This window comes from Deltaproteobacteria bacterium, assembly GCA_021737785.1.
Lineage (GTDB): Bacteria > Desulfobacterota > DSM-4660 > Desulfatiglandales > Desulfatiglandaceae > AUK324.
Genome location: JAIPDI010000039.1, coordinates 40,496 through 52,231 on the forward strand (window position 1 = coordinate 40,496; position 11,736 = coordinate 52,231).

Sequence of the window (11,736 nt, forward strand, 5' to 3'; positions counted from 1 at the left end):
GCAAAGGGCATCTATGATTTCAAGCAGAGCATCTCTCTGGCTTCATCCGGGGATGCGGGCGCCCTGTCCAATGCCCTCAATACGGCGACCGTCTTTTCCACCAACTGGGCATTACTTTTGGCTGGTGTTCCAGGGGTCAGATAGAAATTGTCCTCGAAACCCACCCTCACATTCCCTCCGAGCAATGCGGATTGGGCAATCATGGGAAAGCTGGCCGGGCCCACACCGAACCCCCCCCAGATGGCGTCCGAAGGGAGCACTTCCCGCATCAGGAGCATGTTTTTTGAGGTCGCGGGCATTCCCCATGGGATTCCCAGACAGAGTTGAAAAACAGGCGGGCCCTCCACAAGACCCTTTGCGATCAGGCTCCGGGCGATTTCCACATGGCCCAGATCAAACACCTCCAACTCGGGTCGAACGCCTGCCTGTTTGATCCGTGCCGCCATCTCCTCGATATGGGGGAGGGGATTGGCAAAAACCCTGGCGCCAAAGTTCATGGATCCCACGTCCAATGAACAGAGCTCCGGCTTGAGCCTCACCACGTGCTCGGTCCGCTTTTGGGGGGTGCTCCAGGTGGTTTCGGGCGCCAGACCCATGGGTTCGGCATTGTCAGGGACAATGCGGGCCCCGGCGCCGGTAGTCAAATTGATCAGCATGTCGGAGGTTCCTCTGATACGCTGGACCGTCTCCTCATACAAGTCCAAGGACATGGACGGTTCGGCGGTTTCAGGATCTCTCACATGGATATGCACCACCGAAGCCCCGGCCGACCAGGCCTCCAGGGCGCTTTGTGCAATTTCCGCCGGTGTGACCGGGAGGGCAGGGTGCTTTGACTTGTCGCCGATAGACCCGGTGACCGCCAGGGTGATAACAGTTCTATTCTCGTTCATGTCCTCCGCCTCTCGGGCTCTCGGTCTTGGATTCCCGATATCGTGATTGTATCAAATGGGAGTTTCGTTGTTGGTCGGGTGTTTTCTGCCTTCCCTTTTTCGCACTTATCCAGAAATAAAGGGTAACAATAATAATAACAGCCATACTTGCCGTATTATAGAGCAGGCTCTTGGGGATGGTAAAGGGGATACAGACCAGGAGCACCAGCCTTTCATAGAACTTCAATTCCCGGAATACGTATCCGCACGCTCCCCCTGCCAAGGCCCATATGCCGAAGAAGGACATGAGCAATGCAGCCAGCGCTTTTAACGGCGCCCCAAAGACCAGCATGATTTCAGGCGTGTAAATGATATAAAAGGGAACGACAAACTTTGCGATTCCCACACGAAACCCCACCAACGACGTCTTGAAGGGATCGGTGCCCGCCACTCCTGCCGCAGCATAGGCGGCCAGGGCGACCGGCGGGGTGATGGTGGAGATGACGGCATAATAGAAGACAAACATGTGTGCCGCCAGGTCGGGCACGCCCATCCTGACGAGAACAGGAGCGACGATAATGGCTACAAGGAGGTAGGCGGCTGTTGTGGTGATCCCCATGCCGAGCAGTATGGATGCCATCATGGCCAGCAGCAGCAATACGGGAAGACTTCCGCCCGCTATTTCCACCAGGAGGTATGAAATCTTGAGCCCTAAACCGGTCAGGGTCAGTATCCCCACGACAATGCCGGAACAGGCACAGGCCGCGGCGATGGGCAGAACTGCTTTGGCCCCTTTCTCCATTGCCTCAAGGATGCGCTTGATGCCCATGCGGGTGTCCTTTTGAAAGGCGCTTACAAGGATCACGGATATGATGGCATAGAATCCTGCTTTCATGGCAGTATATCCCATGACAAGCATCGCCACCAGGACGACGATAGGGAGGACCAGATGGCCTTTTCTTTTGAGAACCGGCCATAGTTTGGGCAGTTCCTCCTTGGGCAACCCTTTAATGCCATATCTTTCAGACTCAAAGTGCACGATTACATACACCGACATAAAAGAGAGGACAGCCGGAACAAAGGCTGCAACACAGATGGTCAGATAAGGCTTTCCCACGATGCTGGCGATGATGAACGCTGCCGCACCCATGAGGGGGGGCATGATCTGCCCTCCGGTAGAGGCGGTACCCTCGATCCCGGCGGCCAGCAGCGCCGGAAACCCCATCTTCTTCATCAATGGGATGGTGACGGATCCGGTAGTTACGACATTCCCGACCGCGCTTCCTGAAACAGACCCCATGGCTGCACTGGCTACGACTGCAACCTTGGCAGGCCCTCCGGTTTTATCGCCGGCTACGGCCGTTGCCGCATCCATGAAAAAGTCCCCGACCCCCGAATTGACCAGGAAAGAGGCAAAAATCACGAAAATGGCAATGAATGTCGCCGATACCCCCAATGGTACCGTAAAAAGCCCTTCAGTGCTCAGATAGGTGTATGCAATGAATCGGTGAAGGTCCATGCCCGAATGGGAAATATAGGGGAGTTTGATATAAGAACCCAGAAAACCATAGGCAATGAATATGAGGGTAATGATAGGGAGTGCCCATCCCATGATCCTCCGGGTCATGTCCAGGACCAGGACGATCAAAATGAGTCCGAGGATGATGTCGATATCGGTGGCGGCGCCCGCCCTTTCGTAAAGGACATAATAGACGATAAAGGCGATATTCCCGCAGGCGAGCAGAGCACCGATGGACGAGAGAAAATTAATGACAGCGCCCCATTTCCTGGATAACCCCTTTTTGGTGACCGGGAAAAGATAGAAGGTCAGAATAAGGGCAAAGGCCAGATGGATGGATCGCTGCTGAAGGGCTGGAAATCGGCCAAAGCCCGAGGTGTAGAGCTGAAACAGGGCCATGAGAATTGCCAGGCCGGAAGCGAACAGCGCGGTTTTTTTCCCAAAGTCTTTATTATTGCTCATCTGAAAATATCCTGTTCAAGAATGTGGCCAGTCTGGATTGTCTGTTCACCGTGACCCGGATGAGATCGCCCCCTTGCGCCACATGGTAAAGGGGTGTCCACTTACCGTTCACAAACAAAAGGTGTCTCGAATCGTATCCGGCGTAGAAGGTGATTTCCTCCATGAGGCGATCGCTCCCAGAGATCCTTGTCGTTCCCGGCGCGATCACCTCGCTTTTTTCGGAGTGGAGATATCCTGCGTAAGGCGCCTGATAAATGGTTTCCGTAAACATGAGTTGATGCCTGTCGTTGACGACGAAGTGGTCGGCCACAGGGAGACGTTCTACAGAATTAATGAACACAATCCAGAGATTATCCCCGGGATGCGTTCCGACGCTCAGTACGGTGGTGTCGTTGCTCGCATCCCTGATGCATAAGACATATTGAGGATAGATGCATAAAGCGATGCCCGACACAAGGGCCAAGCTGAGAACTCCGAGGGCCAGGGGCCTTTTCTTGAATTTTTCCATGGCCAAAAGCAATACACTGAACCACGCCCGCGGACCGCACCTCAGGCAGGTGGTCCCCTTCACATGAGACAAACCGCGTGTTCGCCCGTCCCGGACCCGTAAGGGGGGACGGGCGAGGACCCGCGATTTCGCCTGTTATTTGATGAGGCCGATTTCCTTCCAGAATCTGGCCGCCCCTGGATGCCAGGCGATTGACATCCCTGTTGCCATGTCATTTGTCGTCAGCTTCTTTGCTTGTGCGTGGCATTCTTTGAACTCATCGATGTGATCCTTGCAGACCGTCTTGACAATCTGATAGGCGAGGTCGGGATCCAGGTCGTCATAGGTGATCACCAGTCCAACCCATTTGAGAGCCGGGGTATCGGTCTTGATCTGCGGATAGGCATTGGCAGGGATGACCGATTTCGCATAGTAGGGGTACTTCTTTACGATCTTTGACATCATCTCCTTTTCAATGGGGATCAGCCGGCACTTTGTAAGGGTGCAGAGATCTACGAATGTGGAGGCCGGCGTCCCGATCGTATACATGGCCGCATCCAGGGTCCCGTCCTTCAAGGCCTGGGATTGCTCTGTGGCTGAGATGAACTGGGGCTTCACGTCCTCATAGCTCAGCCCATATTCCTCCAGGATCTTCTGCGACATATTGGCACTCCCGCTTCCAGGGGGGCCGAAGCCGACCTTCTTCCCTTTGAGATCTTCGATCTTGTGGATGTCCCTGTCTGCACGGGCAATAATGAGAAGATCGATTCCCCAGAACGAAAAAAGGCCTTTAATTTTTGCGGGCGGTTTCCCCTCGTACAACCCGGTCGCGCTTTCAGCAAAATAGGCGACACTTGGCATGACCATGGCCAGGTCGGTGTTCTTTTCCTGCAATAGCCGAATATTTTCTCTGCTGGCGGCAGATGGATGCGCGGACGCCTCGGTATTGGGCACGTATTTATTGATGAGACTGCTGATGGCGCCGCCCGCCGGATACCAACTGCCTCCGGTACTGGCTGTGGCGATGGACAGGAGACGCTTGTCACCGGCAAATGTCTGATTGGAAGTGACCCCTGCTGCCAATACTGTCATGCAAACACATGCAATGATCCAAAACATCGTTCGTCTTCTCATGCTGCTCCCTCCTTGATCTTATGTTGTTGTTAAGTTTTTTGCTGAAAACCTTTTCAATCACCTCCTTTTGATTGGTCGATCCATATTCAGTGCCCCTCTTCCCTCAAGACACGCTTCAGGACTTTCCCCAACGGATTCTTGGGGATTGAACGGACAAAGACGACCGTCTTCGGTTTCTTGTAGCTGGCAAGAGACTTCCTACAGAATTCGATCACTCCCTGCGCATCAATTGAACAGCCTTCTTCCGGAACCACATACGCCTTGACTGATTCTCCCCAATCTGCATCCGGGACCCCCACCACGGCTACATCGGCGATGCCCGGATGTCTGATGAGGATCTCTTCGATTTCCCTCGGATAAATATTTTCCCCGCCACTGACAATCATGTCCTTCTTGCGATCAACGATATAATAGTAACCTTCCTCATCCATTGTGGCCAGGTCCCCGGTATGGAGCCACCCATCTCGAATTGCTTCCCGGGTAGCCGCAGGATCCTGGTGATACCCCTGCATGATATTTGCCCCTCTGCAGACGACCTCCCCGACTTCTCCGGGCGGCAGCGTCCGGTTATCTTGATCCACAACGCGCGCCTCCAGAAAAGGGAGGGCTTTGCCTACAGACATATCTTTTTTCAGGGAATCTCTGGCATTGAGAATGGTGATGCAGGGGGATGCCTCGGTGCAGCCATAAACATCATAAACACCTTTAATACTGGGAAAGAATTCCATGATCCTTTTTTTGGTTTCCATGGTCAGCTTATCGGCCCCGGCCGTGCATTTGGTAATGGACCTGACATCATATTTGTGGGCACCAGGGTGCCGGATAAGCATGTTGTAAAGCGCGGGAGCCCCTGACATGACGGTGGCCTTCTCCTTTTCGATGGTCCGGAGCAAGGCCTCCGGGTCAAATTTCCGCACCAAAATGCTGGTTCCCCCGAGAGCGACCTGGATGGTGAAGTGATTGTTCAATGCCGCGGTGTGAAAGAGGGGGCCCACAATCACGGCCTTTTCTTCAGGCTGATCTTCCCTCCCACAAATGGTATTGAAGAGGTTCCAGATGATATTGCGATGGGAAAGGACGGCGCCCTTCGGCCTGCCCGTTGTACCTGATGTGTACATGAGCTGGCAGGGATCGTCTTCGCAGACACGGGGAAGAGCGGACGCAGAGCCCCCTCCGCTGGAAATAAAATCCTCATAGGCTGTTGACGGTTTCGAACCGAGGTGGGGTGAAACAAAGGATTGCACGGTGTCCAGGCCTTCTTGCATATCAGCGAATCGGCCTTCAAACTCCGGGTCATAAAAGAGTATTTTCGCCTGGGAGTCATTGAGTATGAAAAGGATTTCCGGTGGGGCCAGTCGAAAATTTATTGGCGTGGCAACCAGTCCCGCCTTGACCGCGGCAAAGTAGGTTTCAGCGAAATAGGTGCTGTTAGGAAAGAGAATTGCTGCCCGATCCCCCTTTTTCAATCCGGCCTTGATCATGGCGACGGCGAGCCGATCGGTTCTATGGTTGAATGTCTTGAAGGTGGCCCGACCCTCTTGAGAGATAATCGCAGGTCTGTCGGGGAACTTGTTGGCAGAATTCGTCAGCAGGTATCCAACATTCATTATCGAGCGACCCCCGGGAAACTACGGAATGATCAGTGGATAGTCTCCTTCATAACCCAACAACTTCGATAAGTTGCGACCTTGTTCCACAATTTCCCGCTTAGCGTCGGCCAGGACAGTTCCCGTTGCCTCTTCTGAAGAGAGAGAAAGGTTTATTGCCGCAACTACTTTTTTTTCATGATTTAAAAGGGGAGTTGAAATTGAATAAAGGGCGAGAGAAAGCTCGCGATCGCACGTGCCGATCCCATTTGCCCTGGTCTTGAGGATTTCTTGGTAGAGTTTTTTCCTGTCTGTGATGGTGTGGCTTGTGGTTCCCTCGAGCTTCATTTTTCGTATCCGCTGCTTCAATTCCTGATCATCGAGGGAGGCAAGGAGGACCTTACCCGAGGCTGTGCAATGGCTGGGCAGTCTGGAGCCGGCCCGAAGGTCATATTTCAAGAATCTGTGAACTTCTTGGCGGTAAAGGAATATGATGTCCGTGTTGTCAAGAATGGCCATGTTTACTGTCAATCCAACACGCTCGGAAAAATCTTTTAGATGAGAAGCGGCCAGGTTGGCTATTTCCGAGCCCTGAAGGTAGGTAAATCCGAGGGAGAGAATTTTGGGGCTAAGATAGAATTCCTTGTGTTTGTCCCTGCCAAGGAATCCCAGTTCCATCAACGTATCTGTAAAGCGTTGGATCGCTGTTCGGTTCATCCCTGTTATCTCGGCCAATGCTGTGAGTGTGAGCCTGTTTCGTTCAGAAGAAAACGCCTGAAGTACAGATATCCCCCGGGCCAGGGATTGAACAAAGTATTTGCGTTGACGGGCCATGATAAGATAAAATAACGAAGAGCGTTAACGATGTTCATTTATCTGGATATTAGAAGGGGCTGTTCGAAAAGGCAAGCCATTTTTGAAGGACGGGCAAAAAAGATATGCCCGGGAGCGGTGAGCTCCGATTGCACAGGACAGAAATGAGAGAGGAGAAAGAAGAAAAATATGAGCTATCAGAATATCATTTTAGAGAACCGTGACGCCATCCGCATTATTACCGTGGATCATCCGCCTGCCAATACCTGGGATCTGGTCACGATCGAGTCGTTCGAGCAGGCAATGAATGCGGTGGAAAACGATCCAGATGCCAGAGTCATAATCCTGACCGGGGCGGGGGACAGCTGTTTTTCAGCGGGCTTTGATGTGAAGGATGCGGCCAATGCCGCCCTGATCGGCCCGAAGGCCAGGGCATTGTGGACCCGAATCGATCGCTTTGAGAAGCCGGTGATCGCGGCCCTCAACGGTTTTGCCCTGGGAGGAGGCCTGGAACTGGCCGTGTCTTGCCATTTCAGGATCATGGCGGACGCCCCCAAGGCCAAGCTCGGACTGACCGAGTTGAATCTGGGGATCATCCCGGGCTGGGGCGGGACCCAGCGTCTGCCCCGTCTCGTGGGCCGGGCAAAGGCCCTGGATATGATTCTGTTCAGCAAGACACTGAATGCCCGGGAGGCCCTTGAAATCGGGTTGGTGAACCAGGTGTCGACGCCGGAAAAACTGATGGATGATGCCCTGGAATTGGCTCTAAGACTGGCGGAACGACCCCCCATCGCAGTCGGTTGCGTGCTCAAGGCCATGTCGGCCGGTGATTACGAAGGACTTGAGAGGGGCCTCGAGGTGGAGTCCGAGGGGAGCGCCAGGGTCCGTAACACAAAAGACCGTATGGAAGGATTCCAGGCCTTTCTGGAGAAGCGAAAGCCTTTGTTTACCGGGGAGTAAAGATCTTTGATCCGAGATTGTTCATCTGTGGCCTTAACAGGGAAGAAGATGAACGCAAAAGGGTGCCGAATGAAAGAAATCCGGGTAGGTTTCCCATCGCAGGATCTGAATATAGAGGGTTTGGTCAGCGAAATTCACGGCCGGTACGGGGTGGTTGTGACCCATCCCCATCCCCTGTACGGCGGGTCCATGGACAACACCGTGGTTGAATCGATGGTGCGGGCTTATGGAAAAAAGGGGTATGCCACACTTCGGTTCAATTTCCGGGGTGTGGGCAGGAGTCAGGGGACATACGATAACGGGAAAGGGGAGCAGGAGGATGTCATGGCCGCAGTGGCGTATCTGGTTCAATTGGGGATAACGTCCATCGACCTGGCAGGATATTCCTTCGGGGCCTGGATCAATGCGAAATGCATTGAACGCCTGTCTTCAGTCAAACGTATGGTCATGGTTTCTCCCCCTGTCAATTTCATGGATTTCTCCTTTTTGAAGTACTGTCCCGGAATCCGGCTGGTGATCACCGGGTCTGAAGACGATATTGCGCCTCCGGGTATGATCGAACAGATGCTCCCTCTCTGGAACCCCGATGCAGCATTCAGCATTGTTAAAGGAACCGATCATTTCTACGGCGGGAAGACCCACGAGATTGAGACGATGATCGGCGCTATGATCGACCTGGAAGGGTAGGAGGTGGGGTGAACAAATGAACATCAAACATCGAATGCAAAAGGACCGTTTCAAAAGAGCCAGATGAATAAGATTGCTCTGCTGAAGAACCCGATTCTGGAATATGCGTGGGGATCCAGGACAGCCATCCCATCACTGCTGGGTCTGCCGGTCCCGTCTGAAAGGCCGGCTGCCGAACTCTGGCTGGGGGCCCATCCCAAGGCCCCATCGCGCGTGCTGGTGGATGGCGTGTGGCAGTCGCTGGAGACGGTGATCGAAAAGGATCCGATTTCACTATTGGGCAAAGACGTTGCCGAACGGTTTTCAAATAGGTTTCCGTTCCTGTTCAAGGTCCTTGCGGCCGAACGTCCGCTCTCTATTCAGGTCCACCCCGACCTCGAACAGGCCCGCGCCGGATTTGAAAAGGAGAATTGTCTCGGAATTGCCCTGGACGCGGCCCGGCGCAACTACAGGGATTCGAATCACAAACCTGAGATCCTGTGCGCGGTCACGCGGTTTGAGGCGCTCAAGGGATTTCGACCACCCGAAGATGTGTTGAGCCTCTTGGAGAGGGTTGCCGGCGGCACGCTTTCGGATGAACTTGACCTGTTGAGAAGAGATCCTGACAGCCGCGGATTGCGACGGTTTGTTACCTCACTGCTCTCCATGGATGCCTTTCGCAAAGGAGATGTGGTCGGGCAGGCGGTGGAGGGCGCCGGACCATTAACCGATATGGACCGGGCATTCTGGTGGATGGTGGCGCTTCATGGGGCCTATCCCGGAGACATCGGCGTCTTATCTCCCCTTTTTCTCAACCTGGTGACCCTGGATCCTGGGGAAGCCATCTATATTCCGGCAGGTCAACCCCATGCCTATCTTCAGGGAATGGGAATGGAACTGATGGCCAATTCCGACAATGTGTTGAGAGGGGGACTCACCCCGAAACATATAGACGTCCCGGAACTGCTCAGGATTGTGGATTTCAGATTCATGCATCCTCAAAAACTCCAGTCGGAACCCGGACGACAACCGGCCGAGAGGATCTATGAGACGCCCGCAGCAGAGTTTCAATTGGCCGTTATTACGGTTTCCGACGGCATTTCTTTCCAGAGCGAAAGGGATCGAAGCGTCGATATCCTAATCTGTATGGAAGGATGCGTCCGGATGCAAGGCCTGAAAAACAGCGATTCCGGGAGCGTAGAAAAAGGCATGTCCGTGCTGATTCCTGCGGCCGTCGGTCCCTATCAGATTGCGGGGGAGGCAACCCTATACAGGGCCACAGTCGGCAGGCATACCTGAAAACGGTCAATACCCCCTTTTAAAATCAACCACGTATTGAAGCGATCTTTCGGCCACGAACCGGCGATAGTTCTCGGCGAAGATTTCCACGACGCGATCCGGAAAACCGACTGCTGCATGGCGTGGCGTGATCAAGAGGTGGGCGCTTCCCACAGAGGGCTCTCTTCGGGGAGAGGCTCCGTTTCATTTTCCTGATGCCTGACGCTATGTGATGAACCGTGGATGGACCGCGTCATGTGGCGATCTTTCTCATGAGAATTCTGCTGGGAAGCAGACTGGCGGAAATTGGTCAAGAGGTCGGCATCAGGAATTATAGTTCTGTCAGCACGACAGGGACAAAGGGACGGGACCGTTTGAATTGCTGGACCGCTCTGTTTGGCCTTGACTTACCTTCCTTATAAGGTGTACGAGCACCCTTCAGCAGAACATTTGCGCAATTTCTCTTCTTTAAACCCCTGGCCCTGGTCGATCTGAGGCGATGCCTGAAGTGAATACCCCGCCGTTTCGAGAATCGCGAATAGCCTCTGATAATTCAATCAAAGCCGTTCCAGAGCAGACCCGAGAGGGAAAGAGGATGCAAAATGGTCCATGGCCACCCCGAAACCCTGTTGCTCCATAAATATGGAGAGCGGGGTTTTGTATTTTGCGGCCCCCGGAAAATTGCGCTGGCAATGACCCGCGTCCGGAACACAACCAAGGAATAGGCAACATAACCAGACTCGCAACATGGTAAGGCATATATCAAGGTTTTGGTGAGTCAAAATCTTTGAGACTTCCAAAACATACATGCTATTTCACGCAGTTGTTATAGGAATCGCATTTCAAGGTCCACTTAACCCATTCGGCCGATGGATATCACAGGCTTTTTGAGCTTGACCCCATTTTGGGTTTTAAGATATACGACGGGGTAGATTGAGTGAGGCATCTTTAGGTTTCGGGGGAATTCTTTCGGCAAGGAAGTAGGCATATGTCACGTTTTTGGTGACCCGAAATCTGTGGGCTTTCCAAAAGATACATTTTGTAGCCTTCACGAATTGGCGAGTGCTCAGAGACGATGATTATTCACGTAGGTTTTCTTTTCTAAGCAATTGGTTTAATTGAGGAATAATTGTTGCAAACTTCACACGCTTGAATTTTAATGTTTCATTTGGTAAGGTTGAATAAATGGGGTAATTTGGGCGGGGTGATTATGCACGAATGGTTGAAATTTTAATCAGAATCACCAGCGTATCCATAATTCGGGTAGGGTTGACATCTGCAACCCTGAAAATGCGATTTGTAAGGTATACCTCAAGGTTTCGGCCGTCAAAACGTGCTTTCAGTTTCTGCCAACCAAAATTCGACGACTATTTTTGCCAAGTCTTGTACCAGTCACAAGACTTTTAACTTCCTTTAACCGGAAGCAAAACAAAAAAATTAATTTTTGACCTACAAGGTAATTTTCTATAGTCTACCCTTTTTAAAAATGCCAATGTCTTTTCACTTAGAAGCCCTTTTGCTGCATCCTGTCTTCCGTGCCGAATCGGACATTCATAGGGACATACGATCTGGGCCATATTGAGTAACAGCAGGGCAGAGCGCATTTCTGCAACTAAGGGTTCTTCAACGGGTACTGGGAGCAATGTGCCCGGTTACCGATTTAAGCTTTTCTGTTTGTCTTGAACAGGAATGGTCATTCAAAGGAGGAGAGTTCATGTTGTTAACAAAAAAGTTTCTCATGATGTTTGCGTTGATTTTGGCAGGGCTCTTTCTGGCAAGCTGCAGTGATGATAGCAATAATGCAACCAATCCCAAGGTGGTGTCCCTGTCGCCGGCGAATACTGCCAGCGGTGTGAATCCGAACCCCATTCTGACCATTGAGTTCGATCGGACAGTGTCCGTTGAACAAGGCAACATTACCATAAAGAACATAGGGGACGATTCAACGGTAGAAGTCATTGA

General features: G+C 52.4%; 10 protein-coding genes. 4 read left to right on the forward strand and 6 right to left on the reverse strand.

The annotated features are described in order from the left end of the window. Positions 1 to 11: 11 nt before the first annotated feature. From K9N21_17550 to K9N21_17575, 6 genes are all read right to left on the reverse strand, one after another. A complete protein-coding gene (locus K9N21_17550; protein MCF8145719.1) occupies positions 12 to 890 on the reverse strand; it encodes a 3-keto-5-aminohexanoate cleavage protein in 879 nt (292 codons plus the stop codon). Beyond that, positions 877 to 2,850 (reverse strand): TRAP transporter permease, encoded by a 1,974-nt coding sequence (locus K9N21_17555; protein MCF8145720.1) that lies wholly within the window; start codon positions 2,848 to 2,850, stop codon positions 877 to 879. Before K9N21_17555 ends, K9N21_17550 begins: the two co-directional genes overlap by 14 nt. Next, positions 2,840 to 3,430 carry a DUF1850 domain-containing protein gene (locus K9N21_17560; GenBank protein ID MCF8145721.1) on the reverse strand — a complete coding sequence of 197 codons (591 nt, stop codon included), beginning with the start codon at positions 3,428 to 3,430 and terminating at the stop codon, positions 2,840 to 2,842. Before K9N21_17560 ends, K9N21_17555 begins: the two co-directional genes overlap by 11 nt. 63 nt (positions 3,431 to 3,493) lie before the next feature. After that, positions 3,494 to 4,471, reverse strand: coding sequence for a TAXI family TRAP transporter solute-binding subunit (locus tag K9N21_17565; protein MCF8145722.1), 978 nt, complete (start codon positions 4,469 to 4,471; stop codon positions 3,494 to 3,496). Between the two features lie 86 nt (positions 4,472 to 4,557). Beyond that, positions 4,558 to 6,078, reverse strand: a complete 1,521-nt coding sequence (locus K9N21_17570; GenBank protein MCF8145723.1) for a long-chain fatty acid--CoA ligase — start codon at positions 6,076 to 6,078, stop codon at positions 4,558 to 4,560. 21 nt (positions 6,079 to 6,099) lie between these two features. Next, positions 6,100 to 6,891, reverse strand: a complete 792-nt coding sequence (locus K9N21_17575) for a helix-turn-helix domain-containing protein (protein ID MCF8145724.1) — start codon at positions 6,889 to 6,891, stop codon at positions 6,100 to 6,102. A gap of 168 nt (positions 6,892 to 7,059) precedes the next feature. Between K9N21_17575 and K9N21_17580 the strand changes: the two genes are divergently transcribed. From K9N21_17580 to K9N21_17595, 4 genes are all read left to right on the forward strand, one after another. Then, on the forward strand, positions 7,060 to 7,830 hold the full coding sequence (locus tag K9N21_17580) for an enoyl-CoA hydratase/isomerase family protein (protein ID MCF8145725.1): 771 nt from the start codon (positions 7,060 to 7,062) through the stop codon (positions 7,828 to 7,830). A gap of 69 nt (positions 7,831 to 7,899) precedes the next feature. Further along, entirely contained in the window at positions 7,900 to 8,517 is a 618-nt protein-coding gene (locus tag K9N21_17585) for an alpha/beta hydrolase (GenBank protein MCF8145726.1), read from the forward strand. Positions 8,518 to 8,580: 63 nt separating this feature from the next. Beyond that, on the forward strand, positions 8,581 to 9,795 hold the full coding sequence (manA, locus tag K9N21_17590; GenBank protein MCF8145727.1) for a mannose-6-phosphate isomerase, class I: 1,215 nt from the start codon (positions 8,581 to 8,583) through the stop codon (positions 9,793 to 9,795). Positions 9,796 to 11,488: 1,693 nt separating this feature from the next. Continuing rightward, on the forward strand, positions 11,489 to 11,736 hold a 248-nt coding region (locus K9N21_17595; protein MCF8145728.1), incomplete at its 3' end, for an Ig-like domain-containing protein.